A 25525-nucleotide genomic window follows, 5' to 3' on the forward strand; every position below is an offset into this window, starting at 1 on the left:
TCCGACTGCAACATTGTGTGAGAATTATACACCGACTAGTATGTTAAGCTCTGTTGTGCACACTTTGTTTAACAATTAAAGTTAATTGTAAAGCAATTTCGTTGTAAAGTTGCTCAAGTCGCCCGCCTATCGTGCGCAGGCAGTAATAATTTCCAAGTGTCAACTTAACGATACCGTGGGCAAGCCCACGGGCCTAAGCTTTTTACGCTTGCTTACATTCCTGAAGTAATTCCTGACGCGCCCGAGCCGGCGCGCGCCGTGCGCACCGCGCGGCCCAGCTCCACCACCGACATCGCATAAAAATAGCTGCGGTTGTATTGCGTGATGGCGAAGAAATTGCTGTTCGCCAGCCAGTACTCGGTCGGCTCGGCGCCGTTCTGCAAATCCACCAGGCCATACAGCTGATCCGGCGGTGGCGCGGCCGGCGTCACGCCCGCCGCGTTCAATTCCTGCGGGCGGTACTTGGCTTCCAGGCCCTGGTTGATCATCGGTTCCCAGGCGCGGTTGGGCGACACGCTGGCCGCGACCACCAGCGGGCCGGTCTGTTCGCGCTGCCAGCCGTGGCCGGCCAGGAAGGCCGCCACGCTGCCGATGGCGTCGCTGCTGGAACCGAGCAGGTCGATGGCGCCGTTGCCGTCGAAATCGACCGCGTATTTCATCACGCTGCTGGGCATGAATTGCGGCATGCCGACCGCGCCGGCGAACGAGCCCTTGAGCGACAGCGGATCGATGCCGGTCTGGCGCGCGAACAGCAAGGTCGCCTCCACTTCGCCACGGAAGAAGGCCATGCGCTCGCGCCGCTGCGGCGCCTCCGGATAGGAGAAGGCCAGCGTGGTCAGCGCGTCGAGCACGCGGAAGCGGCCGGTGTTGCGGCCGTACACGGTTTCAATGCCGATGATGGCCACGATGACGTCGGCCGGAATGCCGTACTGCGATTCGGCGCGCGCCAGCGCGTCGCTGTTCTCGTTCCAGAATTTCACGCCGGCGTCGATGCGCACCGGGTCGATCATCAGCTTGCTGTAGGCTTGCCAGTTCTTCGGCTTGCCCGGCGGCGCCGGCTTGACCAGCTGCACGGCGGCGTCGACGTAGCGCACCTGCGCCATCAGCGTGTCCAGCGCGGCGCGGTCGAAACCCTGGCGGGCCGCCAGGTCGTCGAGGAAGGCGCGCACCTCTTTCCAGTCGCCGAAGTTGACGTACTCGCCGACGTAGTCGATGGCCGGCACGGCCTTCTTCTTCGGCGCGGCCGGCTTTTTCTTTTTCTGCATGCTCGGCGGCAGGGTATAGCCGTAGCGGTCGACCTGGGCGCTGGCGGCGCCGGCGCTGAGGGTGGCTGCGCTGAGCAGCAGGGCGGTCATCAAAGTCTTCATCGGCATCTAGGTAACAGTGTTTTCAAGGTCGTCAGCGACGCCTTGCGTGATTCGGTCCCGCCGGCGCCATACTTCAGCATACCGTACAGGTGTAAAAACTGGTCCATGGCAGCGTGCTTTTCCGGGCTGCCGGCCATCGCCCGCAGGCGCTGCGCGTAGCGCTGCGGCCCTTCGTCCGGGCGGCGCGCATAACCGTGACGCGCCTGCTGCCGGCAAAAGGCGGCGTACAGGCCGTCGAGCGGATCGGCCGGCCGCAGCCGACGCCGCCAGCGCCAAGCGTACAGCAGGCCGAGCACCAGCGTCGCACCGAGCGCGCTGCGCCCATTCAGCAGCACGGAGCTTAATTCTTCGAGGAAACTTCGCTGCCTCTCGGGATTGTAATCCAGGACCCATTGATTCCAAGAATTATTCAGCGCGCCATAGTTGAATCTGAGTTGCGCCAGCCACGAATCGGGATTGTTTTGCAGGTCGAGCAGCGGCGCCAGGCCGAAGGCGGCGGGGCGCGGCAGGGCGCGCGCGAGGTTGCGCTGCACCCGTTCCGGCGCGACGGCGGCGGTGGGGTCGACGCGCCGCCAGCCGGCCTCCGGCGACCAGATCTCGGCCCAGGCGTGGGCGTCGGACTGGCGCACGGTCAGGTAACCGTCGACCGGATTGCGCTCGCCGCCCTGGTAGCCGGTGACCACGCGCGCGGCCACGCCCATGGCGCGCATCAGCACCACGTAGGCGCCGGCGTAGTGCTCGCAAAAGCCGGCCTTGCTGGTGAAGAGGAAATCGTCGACCGCATCGCGGCCCAGCAGCGGCGGCTCCAGCGTGTAGTCGTAGCCGAACGTGCGGAAGCGGGTCAGCACGGCCTCGCTGAGGCGGGCGGCGTCGGCGCCGGGCAGTTGCGCGCGCAGCTGCTGCGCCAGCGCCAGCGTGCGCGGGTTGAAACCGGACGGCAGTTCCAGCCAGCGCGTCATGCGCTCGGGCAGTTCGCCGGCTTGCAGCGCGTACTCGGGATAGGCGCTGGCGCTGAAGCGCAGGCGGCGTTCGATGGGATCGGCGGTGAACTGCTCCATCTCGTCGGTGTCGCGCACGCGGTGGCCGGGCAGGCGGAAATCCGGGCCGGCCAGCTCCAGCAGCGCTAGCCAGCGCGTGTTGCTGGCCTCCATGGTGGTCTCGTAGCGCACCGGCCTGCCGCGCGCCTGGATGGCGATCTCCAGCCGCTGCAGGCCGCGCTTGCGCGGCACGCGGGTCCAGGTGCGGCCGTCGTAGTCGCCTAGCACGATGCTGCGCCAGTACAGCTGCTGCTGCGGCGGCGCGGCGTCGAGGAAGCGCACGCGGAAGGCCGGCTCGTCGGACTGCGCCAGCGTCGACAGGGTGCCGGGCGCCATGCTGTCGCTCAAGCCGGTCTTGCCGCCCAGCGCATCGCCCGGCAGGCCCCACAACGGGCCCTGGATGCGCGGGAAGCCGACGAACAGCAGCGCCGCCAGCGGCGCGGCCAGCGCGCACAGCCTGGCCGTGGTGCGCAGGCGCCGGCCCAGCGGCGGCACGGCGCCGGTGTACTGGAACGATTGCTGGGCGGTCAGCAGCACCACCAGCGTGAGCGCCACGAACAGCGCGGTGGGGATGGTTTGCGAGTAGAGGAAATTGGTCAGCAGGACGAAGAAGCTGAGGAAGGTGACCACGAACAGGTCGCGTTTGGCGTGCATCTCCAGCAGCTTGAACGCCAGCAGCAGTACCAGCATGGCGACGCCGGCGTCGCGGCCGAGCAGGGTGCGGAAGGTGAGGTAGACGCCGCCCATGGCCGCCACCGCGATCGGCGCCAGCAGCCACACCGGCGGCATGCGCCGGCCCAGCCAGGTGATGGCTGCGCGCCACAGCAGCGTCACGCCGGCCAGGGCGCTGATCCACGGCGGCAGATGGGCCACGTGCGGCGCCAGCACCATCAGCGCGGCGGCCAGCAACAGCAGCGTGTCCGACTTGTCGCGCGTCAGGCGCAGCGCCAGCCGCTTCATTGCGCGCCCTCGCGGTCTAACAGGGCCAGCGCGCGCAGGCAAGCGGCGCGGTGGGCGTCGCCGAGGGCCGGGCCGTACTCGTGCTGCGCCAGGCGGAAGGTGTAGGGCAGGGCGCGCTGCTCGGCCGCCAGCACCCAGCCGGCCATGCGCGACAGTTTCTGCTCCAGGTCCATCTGCAACGGCAGCGCGCCAAAGTCCAGCGTCAGTTCGGCCACCGCGCCGCCCTCGAAATGCTTGGTCACCAGCTGCCCGCCCAGCGCCGGATCGTGGCGCGCGATCTGCCGCCACGCCAGATGCTTGAGCGGATCGCCGGCCTGATAACTGCGGATGCCGGCGAAATTATCCAGCCCCACCGTGCCATGCCCATCCTCGCTGGCCGCGCCGCTCGACGGCAACGGCTGCGGCGGCGACTCCGGCGCCGGATACACCAGCACCTTCGCATCCGGCCGCCAGTAGCTCCAGGCGCGGAACAGGCCAAGCGGAAAGCGCGTCACCAGCCGCACGCGCGGCGCCGCCAGCCAGCCGCGTTCACGCGTGGCGGCCGACAGCCGCACCGCGCTGTCCGCGCCGGCCGCGATATCGGTCACCTGGCGCGGCTCGCCGTCGGCCTGGAAGCCCAGCCACACGGCAAAGCGATCCTGCTTGCTGCGGTTAAGGATGTGCAGTTCGAACTGCGCCTCCTCGCCGGCGAACACCGGCTGCGCGCGGCCCGGCGCCAGCTGCAGCAAGGCCAGGTTCTTGGCGGTCAGGTACATATCGGCCACCGCGCAGGCGCCGGTGAAAAAGGTCAGCGCAAAGCCCAGGCCCAGGTTGTAATTGAGAGCGCCGATCAGCATCACCAGCAGCAGCACGGCAAACGCGATGCCGGCGCGGGTGGGCAGGATGAACACGCGGCGCATGGTCAGGGTCACCGTGCCAGGCTCGCTGTCGCGCAGCTGGAACAGCCATTGATCACGGACCTTCGCCCGGCCCATGCGATACAGCGATTGCAGCGCGCCGGCCATGGTCCTTTACACCGGCACCGACTCTTGCAGCTGCAACACCAGGTCGCGGCTGGCCAGCGCCACACCGTGCGCCGACTTCAAAGGCCGCAGACGATGCGCACACACCGGCACCAGCACCGCCTGCACATCCTCGGGCAGCACATGGTCGCGGCCCTCCAGCGCGGCCCAGGCGCGGGCCGCCTGCAGCAGCGCGATGGCCGCGCGCGGACTCAGGCCCTCGGCGAACATGCCGTTCTGGCGCGAGGCCGCCGCCAGCGCCTGCACGTAATCGATCAGCGCGGCCGAGGCGTGGATGCGGCGCAGGCCTTGCTGCGCCTGCGCCAGTTCGGCCGGCGTCATGGCGGCGGGCAGGGACTTGAGCAGCAGGCGGCGGTCCTCGCCCATCAGCAGCGCGCGCTCGGCGGCGGCGTCCGGGTAGCCGAGCGAAAGGCACATCAGGAAGCGGTCCAGCTGCGACTCGGGCAGCGGGAAGGTGCCGATCTGGTGGGTCGGATTCTGGGTAGCGATCACGAAAAAAGGCTCGGGCAGGGCGCGCGTGACGCCGTCGGCGCTGACCTGCCGTTCCTCCATCGCCTCCAGCAGGCCTGATTGGGTCTTCGGCGTGGCGCGGTTGATCTCATCTGCCAGCAGCACCTGGGTGAAGATCGGGCCCGGATGGAACACGAAGCCATTCTTCTCGCGCTCATAAATCGAAATACCGTTGACATCGGCCGGCAGCAGGTCGCTGGTGAATTGCACGCGGTTGAAGCGCAAGCCCAGCGAAATCGACAGCGCATGGGCCAATGTGGTCTTGCCCACGCCCGGCACATCCTCCACCAGCAGATGGCCGCCGGCCAGCAGGCAAGTCAAGGCCTGGCGGATCTGCAAATCCTTGCCGACGATGATCTCGCCCACCTGCCGAGCCACGGCATGCAATTTTGTCGTCATGATATGTATGGTAGATTAGCGCCTGAGGGGATTCTATGCGAGAAACAGCTCGCAGCAGTAAACATAACATGACCACAGCCATCTACAGCCATCCCGACTGCCAGCGCCACGACATGGGCGACTGGCACCCTGAATCGCCGGCACGCCTGCAGGCCATCGCCGACCAGCTGATCGGATCGCACATCAGCGACCTGCTGGAGCACCGCGAAGCGCCGCTGGTCGAACTGTCCGACCTCGAACGCAACCACAGCAAAAACGCCATCGCCATCGTGCGCGACAACGTGCCGGCCGAAGGCGACACCTACCCGATCGACGGCGACACCTCGCTCAACGCCTGGAGCTGGCGCGCGGCGCAGCGCGCGGCCGGCGCGGCGGTGGCGGCCACCAACGCCGTGATCGACGGCGAAATCGACAACGCGTTTTGCGCCGTGCGTCCGCCCGGCCACCACGCGCGGCCGATCGAACCGATGGGCTTCTGCCTGTTCAACAACGTGGCGGTGGCGGCCAAGCACGCGCTGGACGTGCGCGGCCTGTCGCGGGTGGCCATCGTCGACTTCGACGTCCACCACGGCAACGGCACCGAAGAAGCGTTCATCAACGAACCGCGCGCGCTGATGGTGAGCTTCTTCCAGCACCCGCTCTACCCGTACACCGACCCGCCGCCGATCACCGCCAACCAGGTCAACGTGCCGGTGCCGGCGCACAGCAAGGGCGACGTGGTGCGCAAGCTCGTGCAGGAACAATGGCTGCCGGCGCTGCACGCGTTCAAGCCGCAGATGATCTTCATCTCGGCCGGCTTCGACGCGCATCGCGAGGACGACATCGGCGGCATGGGGCTGGTGGAGGCGGACTACGCGTGGATGACGGAACAGATGATGGCCGTCGCGCGCGAGCACGCGCAAGGGCGCATCGTCAGCTGCCTGGAGGGCGGCTACAACCTGTCGGCGCTGGGCCGCAGCGTAGTGGCGCATCTGAAGGCGCTAGCGGAGATTTAAAGCGGGGTACGGCGGACGAGACTTGCGCGACGTCCGCCGGTGGGCTGGCCCCCGTGCCAGTTTTATCCCTGCACCGCCTGGCCGTTTTTGGCCGACCAGCGGTACAGACCCCAGACAATCGCCGTGCCGACGATCAGCGCCACGGTCATGCCCTGGCCTTCGCCCATGCCGGTGGCGATGGCCAGCGGCTCGCCTTTGCCCGACAACACAATCAGCCCTGCAAGCGCGACGTTGAACAAGCTCTCGCCGACGATGAAGCCCGACATCACCAGCACACTGATGCGCTTGGCCGATTCGCCGCCCACCTTCTTCTCGACCGCGCGGTCGAACAGGTAGCCGGCCACCGCGCCGATCACCACCGGCGTGATCACCGCGCTAGGCAGGTAGATCGCCAGGCCCACGCCCAACGGCGGCAGGCTGTATTTACCGTCGCTCGATTGCTTGAGCACGAAGTTGATCACCACCAGCGCCAGGCCGATCATCACGCCATAGCCCAGCAGATCCCACGGCAGGTCGCCGCCGATGGCGCCTTTGGCCAGCGTGGAAATCAGCAGCGCCTGCGGCGCGGCCAGCGGCTGGTCGGAGATCGATTCCAGGTTCGGCGCGCCGACGAAGCCGTTGGCGCGATTCAGCAATTCCAGCACCGGCGGCACCACGCACGAACCGGCGGCCACGCCGATCAGCAGGCCGACCTGCTGCTTCCACGGGGTGGCGTTGACCAGCTGACCGGTCTTCAGATCCTGCAGATTGTCGTTGCCGATCACGGCCACCGCCAGCACCACGGTGGTGACGAACAGCGCGTAGGCGATCAGCGCCTGCGCCACTTCCGGACCCATCACGCTGCGGCCCACCACGCCCACACTCAGCGCGGCGCCCAGCACCGTCAGGATGGCGATGCCCGACACAGGCGAGTTGGAGGAGCCGATCAGGCCCGCCATGTAGCCGCATACGGCGGCGGCGAAAATGCCGGCCACCAGCACGTAGCCGACGCCGACCGCCACCAGCGGCACCGCCAGCGACGCCAGCGGACCACCTTGCAGGAAGCTGGCCAGCAGCCAGCCGGCCGGCACCATCGACAGCAGGGTGACCAGGCCGACGATGAAGATCGGGATATCGAGTTCGGTGCGGTCCAGCGAAGCGCCTTCCAGCTTGGCCTTGCGCGCCGCTTCCATGGCCGACTTCAGGCCGCCCAGGATAGGCTTGGCCAGGCCGGCCAGGGTGACGATGGCGGCGATGCCGATCACGCCGGCGCCCATCATGCGCACCTGCTTGGACCAGATGCCCAGCGCATGGCCGGCCGCTTCCGCGCCGGCCGCCATCGGCGTCAGGTTGCTCATCAGCGGCACCAGGATGCCCCAGGCGATGACCAGGCCGGCCAGCATGGCGATACCGACCGTGATGCCCATCAGGTGGCCGGCGCCGATCAGCGCCAGCGAGCTCGAAGCACCGATGCCGGTGGCGCCGGCGCCGGTGCGGAAGAACACCGCCACTTCGGCGGCCATCAATTTTGCGGCGGCGGCGGCGGCGAACAGCGCCGACGTCAGCGAACCCCAGATCACCGCACGCAGGCCGGCCTTGCCTTCGGCCGCGCCTTCGCGCGAGGCCATGCCCACCTTCAGCACTTCGGCGGCGGCCACGCCTTCCGGATATGGCAGCGACGACTGCGACACCAGCGCGCGGCGCAGCGGCACCGTGTACATCACACCGAGCACGCCGCCGACGGCGCAGGCGCCGAAGGTCGGCCAGAACGGCACGTTGGCCCACCAGCCGATCATCAACAGGCCAGGCAGCACAAAGATCACCGAGGCCAGCGTGCCGGCCGCCGACGCGATGGTCTGGACGATGTTGTTTTCCTGGATGGTGGCGTCCTTGAAGGCGCTGAGCAGCGCCATCGAGATCACGGCGGCCGGGATCGAGGTGGCGAAGGTCAGGCCGACCTTCAGGCCCAGGTAGACCTGGGCGGCGGTAAACACCAGCGTAATCAGAATGCCCAGAATAATCCCGCGAACGGTGATTTCCCTCGGGTTGGACGGTGCAGCTATGCTCATCTTCAGCACTCCGGTTTGTAATTGAGTTGTTGTTTGATTAATCAAAGGGGTGGCGCGCCCAATGATAAACGAATCCCGCCGCCGTAAGCAGGTAAAATAGCAGGTTGTCAGAACGATTTTGAAGGTCAGAGCATGTCGATACAATGGTACCCGGGGCATATGAACGCCGCCAAGAAGAAGGCGGCGGAACAGATGGAGAACATCGATCTCGTGATCGAGGTGGTCGACGCGCGCCTGCCCGAGGCCAGCACCAACCCGATGGTCGACGAGTTGCGCAAGTTCCGCCAGCGTCCGTGCCTGAAGATCCTCAACAAGATCGACCTGGCCGATCCCGCCGCCACCGCCGCCTGGAGCGCTTATTACAATGCGCAGGAAGGCGTGACCGCCTACGCCATGACCACCAAGAAGCCGGCCGACGTGGCGCGCATTCCGGACCTGGCCAAGCAGCTGGCGCCGCATCGCGGCGTGCCGACCAAACCGCTGCGCATCATGATCATGGGGATCCCCAACGTCGGCAAGTCGACCTTGATGAACGCGTTGCTGAAAAAACGCGTGGCCAAGGTGGGCGACGAGCCGGCCGTGACCAAGCAGCAGCAAAAGCTTTACCTGGACAAGAACACGATCCTGGTCGATACGCCGGGGATGTTGTGGCCGAAGATCGCGCTGCCGAGCGATGGCCTGATGCTGGCGGCCAGCCACGCGATCGGCTCGAACGCGTTGATCGAAGAGGAAGTGGCGGAGTTCCTGGCGGGTGAGCTGCTGGTGCACTACCCGCAGTTGCTGGTGGCGCGCTACGGCTTCAAGGACATCGAAACGTTTGATGCCATCGCCGTGGTGGAAGGCGTGGGCGCCAAGCGCGGCTTCCGCCAGAAGGGCGGCGACCTCGATTACGAAAAGGCCGCGCACACCTTCCTGGGCGACTACCGCAGCGGCATCCTGGGCCGGATTTCGCTGGAGACGCCGGACACGCGCAAAGTGCGCCTGGCGCAGCATGAAGAAGAAATGGCGGCCAAGGCCGCGGAAAAAGCCGCCATCGCCGCCGAGAAGGCCAAAGCCGCCGCCAACGGCAAGCGCGGTACTTAGTACCCGACCCGCAGATCCAAGCAAGGGTCAGACCCTTCTGGTCTGACCCAGCCTCGCCTCGGGGTACAACGCTGAGCTTTAAGCTGCGGCCTGTCCGAAGCGGTAACTACTGACAGCGATTCCACCCATGAAGGCGTCTTCGTGGTAGGGCATGGTGGCGGGGTCGGTTTCGGCCGCGCCCAGCACCACCATCAGCGGCAGCAGGTGCTCTTCGCGTGGATGCGCGATGCGCGCCGCCGGTGCGTTTTCCCACTCCATCAAGCGCGCGCTGCGTTCCCGCGGCGGCAGCGCCATCGTATCGCCCAACCACTTGTCGAACGAGTGCGAGGCGGCCGCGCCGCTGGCATTGAACGCCCGCAGATTGTGGTAACTCAGCCCGCTGCCGATAATCAGCACGCCCTGTTCGCGCAAGGGCGCCAGCAAGCGTCCCACTTCCAGGTGCGTTTGCGGATCCAGTCCCTGCTTGAGCGACAGCTGCACGATCGGCACGTCCGCCTGCGGATACACCGGATACATGGCGCTGAAGGTGCCGTGGTCGAAGCCGCGCTGGGGATCGAGCAGCGCCTTGTGGCCGCCGGCCTCCAGCAAACCCTGCACCTGCGCCGCCAGCTCCGGCGATCCCGGCGCGCTGTATTGCACCTCGTAGGTGTGCGCCGGGAAGCCGCCGTAGTCGTAGATCATCGGCGGTCTGGCCGACGACGACAGCATGAACTCGCGGCCTTCCCAGTGCGCCGTCACCACCAGCACAGCCTTGGGCGTGACGCCGAGCTGGCGCGGAATATCGCGCAGCGAGGCGTCCAGTTCAGAGTACAAATGGCCGACCTGGTCCATCATGAATGGCCAGGGTCCGCCGCCGTGCGACAGAAAGTAAGTTGGGAGTTTCATGGCGATTTCCTTTTCAATATCCCCACTATAAGCACCCGCGTCCATGCAATCAATACGGTAAATGATGATAGATCATATCTAAAAACTGAATGATGGGCCCGGGCGTATAATGCCGGTGCCCCGAATTTTGAAAGTCAACACCATGATTTCTTCCGCGCTGCGCCGTTGCCGGTTTGCGCTGGCCGTGCTGGGCGTCGCCCTGGGCGCTGGCGCCGGCGCCGCCATCACCGTGCAGGACGACGCCGGCAACACCATCACGCTGGCCAAACCCGCACAGCGCGTGATCTCGACCGCGCCGCACATCACCGAACTGCTGTTTGCCGCCGGTGGCGGCGAGCGCGTGGTCGGCGTCATGAGCTATAGCGACTACCCGGAAGCGGCCAAGCGCCTGCCGGTGATCGGCAGCGACGCCATCATCGACATGGAGCGCCTGCTGGCCCTGCGCCCGGACTTGCTGGTGGTCTGGCAGACCGGGAACACCGAGCGCCAGTTGGCGCAGTTGAAAAGCCTGGGCATCCCGGTGTTCTACAGCGAACCGAAACGTCTCGACGAAGTGGCCACCAGCCTGACCCGCCTGGGCCAGCTGCTGGGCCAGGACGCCGTCGCGCAAGCCGCCGCGCGCGACTACCGCCAGAAAATCGCCAGGCTCAGCGCCGACTACGCCCAGCGTGCGCCGGTCAGGGTGTTCTACCAGATCTGGGAAAAGCCGCTGTTCACGCTCAACGGCGAGCATATCGTCAGCGACGCCTTGCGCGTCTGCGGCGGCCGCAATGTATTCGGCGCGCTGAAGGTGACCGCGCCCTCGGTCAGCACCGAGGCCGTGCTGCAGGAAAATCCGGAAGCCATCGTCGGCGGCGAGCGCCACGACGGCCAGTCGGGCATCAACATCTGGAAGCCCTACAAGGGACTGCTGGCGGTCCAGCGCAACAACCTGTTCATGCTCGACAGCGAACTGATGGTGCGCGCCAGCCCGCGCATTGCCGACGGGGTCGCCGTGCTGTGCGAAAGACTGGAGACGGCGCGTCGGCATCGCCCTTAAAGCCAGCTTAATCGTCAGCTGAATACTTGGGCCGGCGCGCGCAAAAAGTGGTAATCTCGCGGCGTTTGCCACTTATCTATTCGAAGGAATGCCATGCGTTTGCTGAGTCTCTTGCGCCCACTGTTAGCCACCGTCGCCTTTGTGGCCGCCGCCGGCGCTTCCGCCGCCGACTTCAAGGATGGCCTGGACTACAACACCGTCAACACGCCGCGTCCGGACACCGGCAAGAAGGTCGAGGTGCTGGAGTTCTTCATGTATCACTGCCCGCACTGCAATGTGCTCGATCCGGTGCTGGCCGACTGGGTGAAGAAGAACAACGACAAGATCGTATTCCGCCGCATGCACATGGGCGACGACGCCCAGGCCAAGGCCTTCTACACGCTGGAAGCGATGAACGCGCTGGGCAACGGCATGCACGAGAAAATCTTCCGCGCCATCCACGTCGACCACAACCGCCTCAACACCGACGCGGCCTTGCAGGACTTCGTGGTCAAGAACGGCGTGGACAAGGCCAAGTACGTCGAAGCCTTCAATTCCTTCGGCGTGCAGACCAAGCTGAAACGCGCGCAGCAGGTGGCAACTCAGTATAAACTGGATAGTGTGCCGGCACTGGTGATCGATGGTCATTACACGACCTCGCCGGCGGTGGCAGGCCACGGCCTGACGTCGGCCGATGCAGCACACAAAGCGATGTTCGCGGTTGTCGATAGCCTGGTGGCGAAGTCGCTACAGGAACGCGCCGCCAAGAAGTAATCAAGGAAGGACGGGTAAGGTAATGAAATTCCCAAGGAACGAGCGGGAAGAGGCGGAAGCCCAGGTCATGAAGATTTACAAGGAGTCTTCGCCGGCGCTGGAGAACCTGTTTGAATGGGCGTATATCAACCACGTGGCGTGGAGCCTGGTAATCGTGTTCCTCGGTCTGATCCTGTGGCTGAGCGTGGCCCTGGTCAATGCCGAGAACCAGCGCAATGCGCTGGCCACCAAGCAGTGCCGCGATCCGATCTTCAAGACCGAGATCGACAAGAAGTGCCTGCGCACGGTGCAGTCGCGCGACCACTGGTGGGAGCATCTGAGCTACGCGCTGGGTAACCTCAGCCCGGCGAAATAAGATGAAGCAGGTGATGCTGGTGACCGGCAGCAGCCGTGGCATCGGCGCGGCGACCGCGCTGCTGGCCAGCCGTCGCGGCTACGCGGTCTGCATCAACTACCACAGCAACGCCGACGCCGCGTCGCGCCTGCGCGCGCAGATCGTGGCCGAAGGCGGCGAGGCCATCGCCGTGCAGGCCGACGTCGGCGTGGAAGCGGACGTGCTGCGCCTGTTCGCCGCCATCGACGAGGAACTGGGGCCGCTGACGGCGCTGGTCAACAACGTCGGCGTGCTGGAACAGCAGGGCCAGTTGGCCGACATGTCGGCCGAGCGCCTGCAGCGCGTCTTCAACACCAATATCCTCAGCTACTTTCTGTGCAGCCGCGAGGCGGTGCGGCGCATGTCCACCGCGCGCGGCGGGCAGGGCGGCGGCATCGTCAACGTGTCGTCGGGCGCGTCGCGCCATGGCGGCGGCAATGTGTATGTCGACTATGCGGCCTCCAAGGGCGCGGTCGATGTGCTGACGCTGGGCCTGTCGAAGGAGGTCGGCCCGGAAGGCATACGCGTGAACTGCGTGCGGCCGGGGATCATCTACACCGACATCCACGCCAGCGGCGGCGACGCCGGCCGTGTCGACAAGCTGGCCTCCAGCGTGCCACTGGGGCGCGGCGGCCAGCCCGAGGAAATCGCAGAAACCATTTTGTGGCTGCTCGGCCCTCAATCTTCCTACGTCAGCGGCGCCATCGTCGATGCCGGCGGCGCGCGCTAAGCGTTTGCGCTAGCCGTGGATCACCACCGTGCAGGTGGTGCCCGCCACCAGTTCCAGGTTCTTCGGCTTGTCATCGATGTGGATGCGCACCGGCACGCGCTGCGCCAGCCGCACCCAGTTGAAGGTCGGATTCACATCGGCCAGCAGTTCGCGACCCAGGCTCGCGTCGCGGTCGGTGATGCCGCGCGCGATGCTCTCGATGTGGCCTTGCAGCTGCGCCTCGCCGCTCATCATGCGCACCGCCACCTTGTCGTTCACCTTCAGCAGCGGCAGCTTGGTCTCTTCAAAATAGCCCACCACGTAGAACGACTCGCTGTCGATCAGCGCCAGCTTGGCCGCGCCGACCGCGGCGAAATCGCCGGCATGCACGTTCAGGTTGGTGACGTAGCCGGTCACCGGCGCCCGCACCTCGGTGCGTTCCAGATTCAGCTGCGCCAGGTGGCGTGCCGACAGCACCGCCTGATACTGGGCCGACGCCGTATCGGCCGCCGCCACGGCGGTTTCCTTGCTCTCGGCCGAGACGATGGCGTTGTCGAGCGCCGTGCGGCGCTTGGCTTCCTGCGCGCGGCGGCCTTTTTCCACCTGCTGCGAAGCCAGCATGGCGCTGGCCTGCGCCAGCGCGTTGGCGTAGCGCGCCTTGTCGACCACGAATAGCACGTCGCCCTTGTGCACCAGCTGGTTGTCGCGCACCAGCACTTCGGTCACGGTGCCGGCGACGTCGGCGCTGATGGTGACAACGTCGGCCTTGATACGGCCGTCGCGGGTCCAGGCCGACTCCATGTAGTGGTTCCAGGCGGCGTGGCCCATCCACAGGGCCGCCGCCAGCAGCAGCATGGTCAGGCAGAATCGGAAAATTTTAGATGCACTCACAGCGGGCTCTCAGAAAAGTAAATTAGTTGTACAGGGTGACTAGCAGGGCGCTGAAGATGCAGACGAACATGCATAGCCGCACGAGCGCCGGGTGCCAGCTGTTGCGGTAGGCGCCGACGTGGCTGAGCGCCGCGTCGAGCACCAGTTGCAGTAGCATGGCGGCCAGGAACACCGGCAGCACGCCGGGCAGCAGCACGCCAAAAAAATCCACTTCACGCGGCATGGTAGGGAACATGGTCAATCTCCGGAAAACTGGTCCAGCAAGGACGTATAGATGGAATGCAGGTCGGTCAGCGCCGTGTGCAGGCGCGCGCGCCGCTCGTGATGCGTATCGGGCTGTGTATCGGCCAGCGCGGCGCGCACGGCGGTGCCGGCGTCGAGGATGGCTTGCAGTGCGCGCTCGCCGTGCTGATGGCGTTCGCGCTGCGGTGCGTGCAAGTAGGCGGCCAGCCGGTCCAGCACCGCTTGCAGGCTGTCGCGCGCGGCGCCGGCGTGCGCCGCGTCCAGCAACTGGCGCAGTTCGATCACGGCGTGGCCCAGTTCCAGCAGGGTCAGGCCCTGGCGCACCACGGCGCGCGTTTCGGCGTTGGGCGCCGGCCCGGCGGCGGCGTTCATTTGGCTCAGCAGGTCGCGCACGCGGTTGTCGAAGCGATGCTTGAGGCGATGCAGGCGCGCGTCGCAGGCCTGCTGTGCCTCGCGCCACAGCGCGGCGGCGACGTGGCCGCGATGGCCCATGGTGTGCTCGGGCAGTACCACCTTGAACATCAGATAGGCCACCACCACGCCCAGGATCATCGACAACTCGCTGCCGATGAAGGCCTCGACGTCGTAGCGCATCAAGTTGGTCGGCACCACCAGCGTGGCCGAGAACATGCCAACGCCGATGCCCACGCCGGCCCAGCGCGGACCGCTGCTCAGGTAGGCGCCGAAAGCGAACAGCGGTAGCGCGGCCAGCACCAGCGGGGCAAAGTTGTCGGCCTTGGCGACCATCAGGAATTCGGTGACGAAGGCCAGCGGCGTGGCGATCAGGAAGCCGGTCGTTACTTGCTGCACCAGCACCGTGGGGCGCGGCGAGGATGAGGCCAGGGCGCAGAAGATGGTCGCCATCAGCAGCGAGTTGACGGCGGCCGGCCACGCCAGCCAATACGACATGGCCGCAGTGATCAGCAGCGCGGCGCCGGCGCGGAAACCGCTGGCGAAGATGATGGCGGGTGGCGTCTTCGGCGAGTAGGCGCCGGGATCGCTGACCTGCTGGCGCTTCTCCTGCGCCAGGCCGTGGTATAGCGCGGCGAAGTCGGCCAGGTTGGCGGCGAAGCGTTCCAGCAGTTCGGCCGCCGTGTCGAAGTCGATCTGCTGCGGGCGTTCCAGCGCCGGCCCGGCCGCCAGCTGCGCGCGGGCGGCGGCGATGTCCTTGGCCAACCCGTGGCGCATCTGCGCCAGCCGCGCCGGCGTCAGGTCGTCGCGCAGGGCGCGTGCCATGTGCGCATACATCGGCGCCAGCAGCGCTAGCACCGGGCCTTCATCGGCGCGCGTGCCGGCGCGCTCGGCGGCGCCTACAGCGACGCGTAAGCCGGCGCCTGCGTCGACGCCCGCTTCGGCGCGCTTGCTGGCGCCATCATCGACGCCCGCATCGACGCCCGGCGGGCGATGGCCGAGCCGGTGGCTCAGGCGGTGCAGCGTATAGAAAGTGGTCAGCGCGGTCATGAAGGCCGCATTGAAGGCATGCAGCTGGCGCGTGTGCGAACGCGAATGTCCCGCTTCAAAGAAGGCAGCGGCGCGACCCGATTCCAGCGCGGCGATGTCGGCGGCGAAGCGCAGGTGGTTCAGCTCCGCGTCGTCCGGCGTGATGCGGTGCTCCAGCACCTGGCGGCAAAAATCGATGAAGCCGGCGTAGCGTGCCTGCACGGTGCGCATCACGGCGCGCGAATGGCGGCGCGGGAAGAATACGTCGTGCACCACCGCCGAACAGATGATGCCCAGCCCGACCTCGGTCACGCGCGTAACGGCCAGCGTGAACACGTGGGCCGGCGCATCGACGGCCGGCACCGCGATCATCACGGCCGTGTACCCGGCCAGTACGAAGCTGTAGGATTGCTGGTTGCGGTGCATCGCCGCGCCGCCGGTGCACAGCGCCACCCACAGCGCCAGGCCGATGAACAGCATGATCGGCGCCTGCGGGAAAAAGCCCACCAGCGCCAGCGCGGCGGCGCAGCCGACCAGGGTGCCGAGAAAACGGTAGAAGGCCTTTTCCAGCACCATGCCACTGCTGGGCATGGCCAGGATGATGGTGGTGGCGAGTGCGGTGTAGGGAGCGTCGAGGCCGAGGCGGAAGGCCAGCCACAAGGCGGAGAAGGAGGCCAGCATGGCCTTGGCGACAAAGATCCAGCGTTCGCCTTCGGTGCGCAGCCAGTCGTTGGTCTGCGTGTGCAACCAGGTGAGGGCTCTCCGCGCCGCGCTGTGGTCCTGGGAGGGCTGGGCGGCGGGAGTAGCATTCATGGGTGCGGGTCTATGTAATGGATTCTAAGTTATCGAGCTGCCGTTTCAGCAGCGCTTCCAGTTGTTTTACTTCTTCCGCGCTGTAGCCGTCGTAGGCGCGCGTGGTGGTGCCCCATACTTCCGGCAGTACTTTCTCGGCCAGTGCGCGGCCTTCATCGGTCAGCGAAATCATCACGCAGCGGCGGTCGCCGGGACGGTTGCCGCGCGTGATCAGGCCTTGCGACTCCAGGTCGTTGCACACGCGCGTGAGATTGGCCGGCTTTTCCATGCAGGCTTCGCCCAGCGTGGACGCGGTCGATGTTTCATTGTCCGAACCGTACAGCACCGCCAGTACCATGTAGCTTGCGTCCACCAGCTCGTACTTGCGCAGTGCGGCGTTACTCAAATCTTTCATCCGTTTCTGGATGTGGTAAGTCATGCGCAACAGGCGCATCAACTCCTCTGGGAACTCCGGTATTCGGCCATGGATGTTTTTAAGGCGCTTTTTAGTCGCTTCAAAACTACTCATTGCCACTCCTCTGATATTTTTGGAAAGGATTGATTGTACTATCGAAGTATCAAGGTGAATCCAGTTTTATGCCGCCGCCCAAGGCGGACATCAACAATGCGAAGTTCTCCAGTTGTTTGCTCGCCACTTGCGCCATTTGCTGCTGTTCGTTCAACAACGCCAGCTGCGCATTGATCACGTTCAGCGTGTCGGTCAAGCCGGATTGATACGCGCGCTCGGCCAATTGCTGCTGCCGCCGCGCCGACTTCAGCGCGGCTTGCGCCAGCACGTCCTGCCGCTTGACCGATTCCATCGTGACCACCGCGTTGGCGACGTCCGACATCGCCTGGACCACGGTGGCGTTGTACTGCTCGACCGCGCCGTCGTACATCGCGGTCTGGTTGCCGAGCTGGCTGCGCAGGCGGCCGCCTTCGAACAGCGGCAGGCTGATGGCCGGCGTGATGCCGCGCGTGTGCGAGCTGGCATCCAGGAAGTGACTGAAGCCCAGCGACTGCATGCCGACAAACGCCGCCAGGTTGACGTTCGGGTAGAAGTCCTTCTTCGCGACTTCGATGCGCGACGACGCCGCTTCCACGCGCCAGCGCTGCGCCACGATGTCGGGCCGGCGGCCCAGCAGTTCGGCCGGCAGATTCGCCGGCAACACCGCCTGCGCGTCGGCCGATAAGGCCAGCATTGGCCGGGCGATCGTTTCGCCGTCGCCCGGTCCCTTGCCGATCAGTGCCGCCAGCTGGTTGCGCAGCAGAGCGATGGACGCGCCATATTGCTCATGCTCGCGCCGTCCCGCCGGCAGCGTAGTCTCGATGCTTGTTACGTCTATCTCGCTGGCCAGGCCGGCCGCCTTGCGCCGCCGCGTGATCTCCAGGATGCGTTCGCGCTGCGCCAGGTTTTCCGTCACGCTGTCCTGCAGCGTGTGCGTGAGCGCCAGCTGGATGTAGGCGCGCACGATGGAAGTCTCCAGCGTCAGCCGCGCCATCTGTGATTCGGCGGCGGCCATGTGCACATCATCCAGCGCGGCGGCCAGCGCATCGCGGTTGCGGCCCCACAGATCCAGATCGTAGGAACCGGATAGCGCGGCGGTGTTCTTCCACGCGTAGTTCCCTGCGAGCGGAGCGGGGACGGTGCTGTGCGCCGAGTACAACTCGCGGTCGGCGCTGGCCGTGGCGTCCACACGCGGTTGGGTGGCGGCGCGCGTCACGCCGGCCAGCGCTTCGGCCTGACGCACGCGGGCCAACGTCGCCCGCAGTGAAGGATTGTCATGCAGTGCCGCGTTGACCAACTGGTTCAACTGCGCGTCGTGCAACGCTTCCCACCAGTGCTCGTCGGGCCAGGCCACTTCCGCGCTGGTGGCTGCGGCGATGGCTTTACCCGGATTCAGCTCGGCGGGGCGCAGCTGCACGGCTTGCGGCTGGATGTTGCCCATGTCCGCGCAGCCGGCCAGCACCGCCAGCGCGCATGCAAGCATGGGGGCGGCGAAGTTGCGGGCGGCGTGCGTAGGGAGCATGTGCGGCATGGTCAACTTCAACGCTTACTTGGTGTAGTGCTTGCGGGTGCGGGCGACGTCGAAGTCGGCTTCGGTTTCCAGCAGCGTGCCGTTCTTGCGCGCTTCCAGGAATTCGGCCTGCACTTCAGCGCGGGTTTTGCCAACCGGCTGATCGATCTTGACGCTGGCCAGGGCGCTGGTGGCGACGGCGTTCTTGGCGGCCGAGGTCGCAGCGGCGGTGGCGGCGGTGCTGGTCGTTGCCGGCGCGGTTTGGGCGAAGGCGCTGCTCACGGTGGTGGCGGTGGCGGCGATCGCGAAAGCCACGGTAGCGGCGGCGGTCAAGAGGTGTTTGGTAGTTGTGCTCATGATGTTCTCCGTTGGTTGATGTAGTAACTATAGAGATGAACAGTACATTTGTAAAGTAAAAAATTCCTATGAGGACGATAGCCTTATGTGCGTTTGCACACCGACCCAGCGGTGGGCGAAGTGTTTCAATGGTATTTTGATACGGAGGGCATCATGGCAGACAGCACCTTGGATCCGGACAACATTCCGGTCGGTACGGACCGCTCGCTGGGCAGCGGCCACGGCACGCGCGCCCTCGGACCGAGCGACAATTCCGACAGCGGCAGCGATGTGGCGGGCGAACCCGGCAGCGAAATGGATAGCGACACCGACGCCGAAGGCACGGGCGAGCGCGCCGGTGTGGGGCGGGAAAGCGTAGAGTCGGACATCGGCTTCGATCATATCGAAACCATCCCGCTGGTGGACGGTGAGTTTCGCGACGTCGTGCCGGACGATGACGACGAGACGGCGCAGCGCGCGCAGCCGCCGCAGCCCCGGCGCATGGAGCGCCGCGACTGGGCTCGCACCAGCTAACAGTTAAAGACTGCGGCCGGCCTTAGCGGTGCGCGGAGGAACCGGCCCACAGATTGATCGCACCCTCCTGGGCCTGCGCATCGATCTGCGCCAGTTCTTCGGCGCTGAATTGCAGGTTGGCGAGGGCGGCGACGTTCTCGCGGATCTGCGCGGCGTTGCTGGCGCCGATCAGCGTGGACGTGATGCGCGGATCGCGCAGCACCCAGGCCAGCGCCATCTGCGCCAAGGTCTGGCCGCGCCGGCGGGCGATCTCGTTCAGGCCGCGTACGCGATCCAGATTGGCCTCGCTCAGATGCGACTGCTGCAGCGAGCCGCCGCCCGGACGGTTGACGCGCGCATCGGCCGGTACGCCGTTCAGGTACTTGTCGCTCAGGATGCCCTGCGCCAGCGCGGTGAAGGTGATGCAGCCTATGCCTTCCTGGCCGAGCGTATCGAGCAGGCCTTCGGTTTCGATCCAGCGGTTCAGCATATTGTAGGACGGCTGATGGATCAGGCACGGCACCTTCCACTCCTTGAGCAGGCGCGCGGCTTCGGCGGTTTTCTCGGCCGAATACGACGACACGCCCACATACAGCGCCTTGCCCTGCTGGACCGCGTGCGCCAGCGCGCCCATGGTTTCCTCCAACGGCGTATCGGGATCGAAGCGGTGCGAATAAAAGATATCGACGTAATCGAGGCCCATGCGCTGCAGCGACTGATCGAGGCTGGCCAGCACATACTTGCGCGAGCCGCCGCCCTGGCCGTAGGGACCGGGCCACATATCCCAGCCGGCCTTGGTGGAGATGATCAGCTCATCGCGATACGGCTTGAAATCCTGCTTGAACAGCTGGCCGAAATTGGCTTCGGCCGAACCGTAGGGCGGCCCGTAGTTATTGGCCAGATCGAAGTGGGTGATGCCCAAGTCAAACGCCGTGCGCAGCATCTCGCGCTGCGAGGCCAGGTTGTTGGTGTCGCCAAAGTTATGCCACAAGCCGAGCGACATCGCCGGCAATTTCAAGCCGCTGCGACCGCAAGTGCGGTACTGCATCGCATCATAGCGGTGCGGCGAAGCGAGGTAAGTCATTAACTGTCTCCATGGGAAGTTGGACCTTGCCGATTATAGTCGTGCAGGAGGAACTTCACACAAGCCGGGTTGCTCGCGCCAGGGAAGCAATCTGTTGGCGCGATGGTGATTTCGTGCCAGCCGTAATCCTTGCACATTCCGGTCCAGGAGACACTGCGGCTCATATCCCTCAGCTTTGACAGGATACGCTGTGCCGGGGAGGCGCCCAGGTCTTTGACCGATGCCAGAAATCGCCCGTCGCTTTCTATATCAAACTTTACCCAGCTCATGTTGGAGCTCGGCGATGATGCGATCGAAGTCTTCCGGAGTCGTCTCCTTGAAGGCTCTAACCTTCAAGGGGGCGCGGTAGAGTTCGGGATCGATTTCATGCGCCCGCACTCGCTTAATAGCGAGGTGCTTTGGTGGCTTGCCGGAATTCGGGGCAACTTCAAGATCGTGGTCGGGCAGTTTTTTCATGACATCCTCCGTCCTGCAAAGATATCCTAGCATGTTGGCCGGCCCTTGTCGCAACACAAACGGGCGTAAAAAAGCCCGCCGTAGCGGGCTTTTGTGGAGGCTGCCGGTGTCGCTTACGCGAAGTTGGCGGCAGCGAAGTCCCAGTTGGCCAGCTTGAAGAAGGTCTCCAGGTACTTAGGACGCACGTTGCGGTAGTCGATGTAGTAAGCGTGTTCCCACAGGTCGCAGGTGATCAGCGCTTTGGCATCGGTGGTCAGCGGGGTGGCGGCGTTCGAGGTGTTGACGATGTCCAGCGAACCGTCGGCTTTTTTCACCAGCCAGGTCCAGCTCGAACCGAAGTTGCCGACGGCCGACTTGGTGAACTCTTCCTTGAACTTATCGAACGAACCCCACTTGGCGTTGATGGCGTCAGCCAGCGCGCCGTCCGGTGCGCCTTTGCCGTTTGGCGTCAGGCTGTTCCAGTAGAAGGTGTGGTTCCAAACCTGAGCCGAGTTGTTGAAGATGCCGCCCGACGATTTCTTGACGATTTCTTCCAGCGACAGGTTTTCGAACTCGGTGCCCTTGATCAGGTTGTTCAGGTTGGTGACATACGTTTGGTGATGCTTGCCGTAGTGGTATTCCAGGGTCTCTTGCGAGATCGATGGCGCCAGGGCGTCGATGGCGTATGGCAGAGGTGGCAGGGTATGTTCCATTGTTCTTCCTTTGATTAGGTGGTCTTAAAAACCGGGTAATTTTATTGAAACGTCCATCATTGTAAAACGGATAGGCGCGCGCCGCTGAAAAGGCCCGCGTTTCGTGTGGGTTAGCCGGCCCTAGCGCACGCGCCGCGTGGTCTCGCGCACGATCAGTTCCAGCGGCGGCACTTCGCCGCGCACCGCCTCGCCGTTGATGATGCGCAGCAGCGCATGGGTGGCGATGCGGCCGATGTCGTACAGCGGCTGGCGGATGGTGGTCAGCGGCGGCGTCGTGTACGACGAACCGGGCAGGTCATCGAAGCCGACCAGCGAAATATCGTCCGGCACGCGGATGCCCTTGCGGTACAGCGCCAGCCGCGCGCCATAGGCGCTCAGGTCGTTGGCTGCGAACACGGCCGTGAAATGCTGATGGGTGTCGAACAGGCGGTTCATGGCCAACATGCCGCTGGCCTCGTGGTAGTTGCCCTCGACCACCAGCTGCTCTTCGATCGGAATCCCGGCTTCCTCCAGCGCGCGCTTGTAGCCGGCCAGGCGGTCGGCGGCGTCGATGTTGTTGGCGGGGCCGGAAATGAAGGCGATGTGGCGGTGGCCCAGTTCGATCAGGTGGTGCACGGCCATGTGGGCGCCGGACTCGTTGTCCATCTTGAAGCCCAGCGCAGTGCGCGTCTGCAGCGCGCGGCCGGTGGAAACGATGGGGCGCTGCGCCGCGAACTTGAGCACCGTTTCATCGGACATGCGGCCCGACAGCAGGATGATGCCATCGACCTTGCGCGCCAGCAGCAGGCGGATGCGTTCGGCTTCCTCGTCGGCGTTCCAGTGGCCGCTGACGATCACCGAGGCGAAGCCCGTGCCTTTCAGGCCGTCGTCGACCCCGCGCAGCGTTTCATCGAAGAAGGGGGAGGAAATATCCTGCACCACGATGCCGATGGTCATGGAGCGGCCTTTTTTCAGGCCCTGCGCCATCTGGTTGGGCGCGAAATTCATCTGCTCGATGGCGGCCAGCACGGCTTGCCGCTTTTCATCCGACACCTTGGCGGTGCCGTTCAGGATGCGTGACACGGTGCTGGGCGACACTCCGGCCTGGCGGGCGACATCCATCAAAGTCGATGGGCCGTTGGAATGGGAGGTGTCTGCCAAAGTATTTCCTTTGTGGATGTAGTTATGAAAACCTTTTCGGCAAAGGTTACCATAATCCCCATGCTTTCCGCCAATTTGGCCGCCCGCCGGCGATTGACTTTCGGCCGCCGGCGGTATTTAATGGGGTAGTGCTTGAAAACGTTTTCATGGCGTTATCTGGCATATAATCATCGCAGCCAGACATAAGAGAAAAACGGAAAGAGACATGAAACGCGACGCTTTTTCGCACCTCGCGCACGGCCCGCGCATTTTGGCCGACATCGGCGGCAGCAGCGCCAGCTTCGGGCTGGAGACCGCCCCCAACCAGATCGAGGCCGTGTGGGTGACCGAGTGCCAGGCCTACCCGACCTTGGGTGCGGCGCTGGTGGCCTATCTGTCGCAGGCGGCGACGGTGGCGGCGGGCGGCTACCAGGCGCGCTTTGCAGGCATTGCCATCGCCAACCCCATCGACGGCGACTGGGTCACCATGACCAATCACCACTGGTCGTTTTCGATCGAGGCGGTGTGTTCGCAATTCAGTTTGAAATCGCTGGTGGTGGTGAACGACTTCACCGCGCTGGCCAGCGCCTTGCCTTACCTGGCGCCGGAGCACAAGCACCAGGTGGGCGGCGGCGTGGCGCGCATCGGCACCACCATCGGGCTGGTGGGGGCGGATGCGGGGCTCGGCGTGTCGGGGCTGGTGCCGGCGGGCGATCGATGGATCGCCATCGACAGCGAGGGCGGCCACGCCACCTTTGCGCCGATGAATGAGCGCGAGATCGATATCCTGCGCTATGCGCGGCGCTATCACGAGCATGTGTCGAGCGAGCGGCTGGTGTCGGGCATCGGCATTGCGCTGGTGTACCGCGCGTTGAGCGAGCGGGCCAGGGTGGAGCCGCAGAACCTGACCACGGCCGAGATCATGGAGCGTGGCGTGCACCGGCTCGATCCGGTGTGCGAGGAGACCTTGCTGGCGTTTTGCGAGATGCTGGGGACGGTGGCCGGCAACGTGGCGCTGACCCTTGGGGCCAAGGGCGGCATCTACATCGGCGGCCGCACGGTGCTGAAGATGAGCGAGTTCTTCGAACGCTCGGGCTTCCGGGCGCGCTTCGAGCAGAAGGGGCGCTTCTCGGATTACCTGGCGCATATTCCTACTTATGTCATCACGGAACCCAACCCCGTGCTGATCGGCATGTCTTCCATGCTGTCCGCCGCCTGAAAACCGGGGTCAGTTCTGCCAATCGTACACGAGCTCTGCCGTAGCAGCTGCTACGGCAGAGCTCGTGTACGATTGGCAGAACTGACCCCGGTTTAGTTGACGCTGTCGATCCCTACCTGTGCGCTGCCTTCGGCCAGGCGCACGGTGAGGGTGCTGTGCGGCTTGAGCTGCGACGGCGCGCGCATGACGGCGCCCTGGTCGTCGGTAACGATGGCATATCCGCGCTCCAGCGTGCGCTGCGGATTCAACATCTCCAGTTGCGACGACAAGGCCGCCAGCGCTTCGCGCCGCTGGCTCAGTTGCGTGTTGATGCTGATGGCCGCGCGGTGACGCAGGCCTTGCATCGTCGCGCGTACCGCCGTTACGTCCGGTTTGCGCGCCGCCAGGCGTCCACTGAAGCGGTCCAGCTGGTGGCGTGCCTGCGTCAGCGGCGCGCGGTTGGCGTGGGTGAGGGCGGTCGACAGCGCCACCAGCTTGTGACGTTGCTGCGCAATCTGCGCGCCCGGATTGAGCAACCTGCGGGTGTGACCATCCAGCGTCTGCTCCGCATCGTTCAGCGCGCGGCGCATGGCGCGGCGCAAATCGATCACGTCCGCCTTCAATGAACCGATCCAGTCGGTGCGCGGCGTTACCGCCAGTTCGGCCGCCGCCGTCGGCGTGGCCGCGCGCAGGTCGGCGGCGAAGTCGCAGATGGTGAAGTCGGTCTCGTGGCCCACGCCAGAGATCACCGGCATGCGGCAGTTGGCCACCGCATACGCCACTTCCTCGTCATTGAACGACCACAGATCCTCGATGCTGCCGCCGCCCCGGCACACGATCAGCACCTCGCATTCGCCGCGCAACGATGCCGTGTCGATGGCCGCCGCGATCTTTTCGGCCGCCAGCTGGCCCTGCACCGGCGTCGGATACAGCACCACCCGCACATGCGGCGCGCGGCGCTTGAGCGCCGTCAGCACGTCGCGCAACGCCGCCGCCTGCGGGCTGGTGACGATGCCCACCGTGCGCGGGAACATCGGCAACGCGCGCTTGCGGTCTGCGTGAAACAGGCCGGCCGCATCGAGCTTTTCCTTGAGCCGCTGGAAGGCCTCGAACAGCGAGCCCACGCCGGCGCGGCGGATCGCTTCCACATTGATCTGGTAATCCCCGCGCGGCCCGTACAGGGTTACCAGCGCCCGCACCTCGACCTTGTCGCCTTCGCGCGGCACGAAGTTGGCGTACTGCGCGCGGCCACGGAACATCACGGCCCGCACCTGCGCGCCGTCGTCCTTGAGCGTGAAGTACCAGTGACCGGAAGCGGCGCGCGTGAAGTTGGAGATCTCGCCGCCGATCCAGCTCAGTGGAAAAGTACGCTCCAGCAGCCGCGCCACGGCCTGGTTCAGCGCGCTGACGGTCATCACGGGCGCGGCATTGGCTACGGGGGCGGAATCGTTGCGGTCGTCGAAGTTCATAGGATTTCAAAATTGGAAACTATCCACACTATGTGAGTTCTGTCACACAGCGGTAACAGCATAGGTTTGGCGCCAGCTATTATAGGTAAATCCA

The 25525-nt window shown here is 65.3% G+C and carries 25 protein-coding genes; 8 read left to right on the forward strand and 17 right to left on the reverse strand.

Translation table 11 applies throughout. From position 1 onward, the window contains the following. Nucleotides 1–212: 212 nt before the first annotated feature. The 4 genes from mltB to ACXZ1M_RS21405 are packed head-to-tail and all read right to left on the reverse strand — an operon-like array spanning nt 213 to nt 5295. Complete coding sequence (mltB, locus tag ACXZ1M_RS21390) at nt 213–1373, reverse strand: lytic murein transglycosylase B (RefSeq protein ID WP_459049641.1); 1161 nt, start codon at nt 1371–1373, stop codon at nt 213–215. Continuing rightward, nucleotides 1364–3364: a transglutaminase family protein gene (locus ACXZ1M_RS21395; protein WP_459049642.1), complete on the reverse strand. Its 2001-nt coding sequence runs from the start codon at nt 3362–3364 to the stop codon at nt 1364–1366. Before ACXZ1M_RS21395 ends, mltB begins: the two co-directional genes overlap by 10 nt. Continuing rightward, nucleotides 3361–4368, reverse strand: a complete 1008-nt coding sequence (locus tag ACXZ1M_RS21400) for a DUF58 domain-containing protein (RefSeq protein WP_459049643.1) — start codon at nt 4366–4368, stop codon at nt 3361–3363. The genes ACXZ1M_RS21395 and ACXZ1M_RS21400 overlap by 4 nt, the downstream gene beginning before the upstream one ends. A 6-nt stretch (nt 4369–4374) precedes the next feature. Then, entirely contained in the window at nt 4375–5295 is a 921-nt protein-coding gene (locus ACXZ1M_RS21405; protein ID WP_459049644.1) for an AAA family ATPase, read from the reverse strand. 68 nt (nt 5296–5363) lie between these two features. On the opposite strand from ACXZ1M_RS21405, the gene ACXZ1M_RS21410 reads away from it, so the two are divergent. Further along, entirely contained in the window at nt 5364–6290 is a 927-nt protein-coding gene (locus tag ACXZ1M_RS21410) for a histone deacetylase family protein (protein WP_459049645.1), read from the forward strand. A gap of 62 nt (nt 6291–6352) precedes the next feature. Here ACXZ1M_RS21410 and ACXZ1M_RS21415 read toward each other — a convergent pair whose 3' ends face one another. Then, entirely contained in the window at nt 6353–8338 is a 1986-nt protein-coding gene (locus ACXZ1M_RS21415) for an OPT family oligopeptide transporter (protein WP_459049646.1), read from the reverse strand. A gap of 132 nt (nt 8339–8470) precedes the next feature. Between ACXZ1M_RS21415 and ylqF the strand changes: the two genes are divergently transcribed. Beyond that, nucleotides 8471–9421 (forward strand): ribosome biogenesis GTPase YlqF, encoded by a 951-nt coding sequence (gene ylqF / locus ACXZ1M_RS21420; RefSeq protein WP_459049647.1) that lies wholly within the window; start codon nt 8471–8473, stop codon nt 9419–9421. Nucleotides 9422–9499: 78 nt separating this feature from the next. Here ylqF and ACXZ1M_RS21425 read toward each other — a convergent pair whose 3' ends face one another. Beyond that, nucleotides 9500–10306, reverse strand: a complete 807-nt coding sequence (locus ACXZ1M_RS21425; protein ID WP_459049648.1) for a DODA-type extradiol aromatic ring-opening family dioxygenase — start codon at nt 10304–10306, stop codon at nt 9500–9502. Nucleotides 10307–10448: 142 nt separating this feature from the next. On the opposite strand from ACXZ1M_RS21425, the gene ACXZ1M_RS21430 reads away from it, so the two are divergent. From ACXZ1M_RS21430 to ACXZ1M_RS21445, 4 genes are all read left to right on the forward strand, one after another. Then, the gene (locus ACXZ1M_RS21430; protein WP_459049649.1) at nt 10449–11345 is read left to right on the forward strand and encodes a cobalamin-binding protein; all 897 of its coding nucleotides are present in this window, start codon (nt 10449–10451) and stop codon (nt 11343–11345) included. Nucleotides 11346–11456: 111 nt separating this feature from the next. Beyond that, on the forward strand, nt 11457–12098 hold the full coding sequence (locus ACXZ1M_RS21435; protein WP_459049650.1) for a thiol:disulfide interchange protein DsbA/DsbL: 642 nt from the start codon (nt 11457–11459) through the stop codon (nt 12096–12098). 22 nt (nt 12099–12120) lie between these two features. Further along, nucleotides 12121–12453: a hypothetical protein gene (locus tag ACXZ1M_RS21440; protein ID WP_459049651.1), complete on the forward strand. Its 333-nt coding sequence runs from the start codon at nt 12121–12123 to the stop codon at nt 12451–12453. 1 nt (nt 12454) lies between these two features. After that, the gene (locus ACXZ1M_RS21445; protein WP_459049652.1) at nt 12455–13201 is read left to right on the forward strand and encodes an SDR family oxidoreductase; all 747 of its coding nucleotides are present in this window, start codon (nt 12455–12457) and stop codon (nt 13199–13201) included. A 9-nt stretch (nt 13202–13210) separates the two neighbouring features. On the opposite strand, the gene ACXZ1M_RS21450 is transcribed toward ACXZ1M_RS21445, so the two are convergent. The 6 genes from ACXZ1M_RS21450 to ACXZ1M_RS21475 all read right to left on the reverse strand — a co-directional run bounded on the left by ACXZ1M_RS21450 (nt 13211) and on the right by ACXZ1M_RS21475 (nt 18921). Then, nucleotides 13211–14071 carry an efflux RND transporter periplasmic adaptor subunit gene (locus ACXZ1M_RS21450; RefSeq protein ID WP_459049653.1) on the reverse strand — a complete coding sequence of 287 codons (861 nt, stop codon included), beginning with the start codon at nt 14069–14071 and terminating at the stop codon, nt 13211–13213. A gap of 22 nt (nt 14072–14093) precedes the next feature. Beyond that, the gene (locus ACXZ1M_RS21455; protein WP_459049654.1) at nt 14094–14306 is read right to left on the reverse strand and encodes a DUF1656 domain-containing protein; all 213 of its coding nucleotides are present in this window, start codon (nt 14304–14306) and stop codon (nt 14094–14096) included. A gap of 2 nt (nt 14307–14308) precedes the next feature. After that, the gene (locus ACXZ1M_RS21460; RefSeq protein WP_459049655.1) at nt 14309–16567 is read right to left on the reverse strand and encodes an FUSC family protein; all 2259 of its coding nucleotides are present in this window, start codon (nt 16565–16567) and stop codon (nt 14309–14311) included. A gap of 10 nt (nt 16568–16577) precedes the next feature. Beyond that, a complete protein-coding gene (locus ACXZ1M_RS21465) occupies nt 16578–16961 on the reverse strand; it encodes a MarR family winged helix-turn-helix transcriptional regulator (RefSeq protein ID WP_459049656.1) in 384 nt (127 codons plus the stop codon). Between the two features lie 163 nt (nt 16962–17124). Beyond that, on the reverse strand, nt 17125–18585 hold the full coding sequence (locus ACXZ1M_RS21470) for an efflux transporter outer membrane subunit (RefSeq protein WP_459049657.1): 1461 nt from the start codon (nt 18583–18585) through the stop codon (nt 17125–17127). A 15-nt stretch (nt 18586–18600) separates the two neighbouring features. Beyond that, entirely contained in the window at nt 18601–18921 is a 321-nt protein-coding gene (locus tag ACXZ1M_RS21475; protein WP_459049658.1) for a DUF4148 domain-containing protein, read from the reverse strand. A gap of 153 nt (nt 18922–19074) precedes the next feature. Here ACXZ1M_RS21475 and ACXZ1M_RS21480 point away from each other — a divergent pair, with 153 nt between their 5' ends. Further along, nucleotides 19075–19434 carry a hypothetical protein gene (locus ACXZ1M_RS21480; RefSeq protein ID WP_459049659.1) on the forward strand — a complete coding sequence of 120 codons (360 nt, stop codon included), beginning with the start codon at nt 19075–19077 and terminating at the stop codon, nt 19432–19434. A 22-nt stretch (nt 19435–19456) separates the two neighbouring features. Here ACXZ1M_RS21480 and mgrA read toward each other — a convergent pair whose 3' ends face one another. The 4 genes from mgrA to ACXZ1M_RS21500 all read right to left on the reverse strand — a co-directional run bounded on the left by mgrA (nt 19457) and on the right by ACXZ1M_RS21500 (nt 22746). After that, a complete protein-coding gene (gene mgrA, locus ACXZ1M_RS21485) occupies nt 19457–20497 on the reverse strand; it encodes an L-glyceraldehyde 3-phosphate reductase (protein ID WP_459049661.1) in 1041 nt (346 codons plus the stop codon). Nucleotides 20498–20746: 249 nt separating this feature from the next. Next, entirely contained in the window at nt 20747–20953 is a 207-nt protein-coding gene (locus ACXZ1M_RS21490) for a hypothetical protein (RefSeq protein ID WP_459049662.1), read from the reverse strand. A 113-nt stretch (nt 20954–21066) separates the two neighbouring features. Beyond that, on the reverse strand, nt 21067–21645 hold the full coding sequence (gene sodB / locus ACXZ1M_RS21495) for a superoxide dismutase [Fe] (protein WP_459049663.1): 579 nt from the start codon (nt 21643–21645) through the stop codon (nt 21067–21069). A gap of 120 nt (nt 21646–21765) precedes the next feature. Then, entirely contained in the window at nt 21766–22746 is a 981-nt protein-coding gene (locus tag ACXZ1M_RS21500; RefSeq protein ID WP_459054059.1) for a LacI family DNA-binding transcriptional regulator, read from the reverse strand. Between the two features lie 244 nt (nt 22747–22990). On the opposite strand from ACXZ1M_RS21500, the gene glk reads away from it, so the two are divergent. Beyond that, complete coding sequence (glk, locus tag ACXZ1M_RS21505) at nt 22991–23983, forward strand: glucokinase (protein ID WP_459049664.1); 993 nt, start codon at nt 22991–22993, stop codon at nt 23981–23983. Nucleotides 23984–24075: 92 nt separating this feature from the next. Here glk and xseA read toward each other — a convergent pair whose 3' ends face one another. Next, nucleotides 24076–25431 (reverse strand): exodeoxyribonuclease VII large subunit, encoded by a 1356-nt coding sequence (xseA, locus tag ACXZ1M_RS21510; protein ID WP_459049665.1) that lies wholly within the window; start codon nt 25429–25431, stop codon nt 24076–24078. Between the last annotated feature and the right edge of the window lie 94 nt (nt 25432–25525).

Source organism: Duganella paludis (assembly GCF_054461335.1).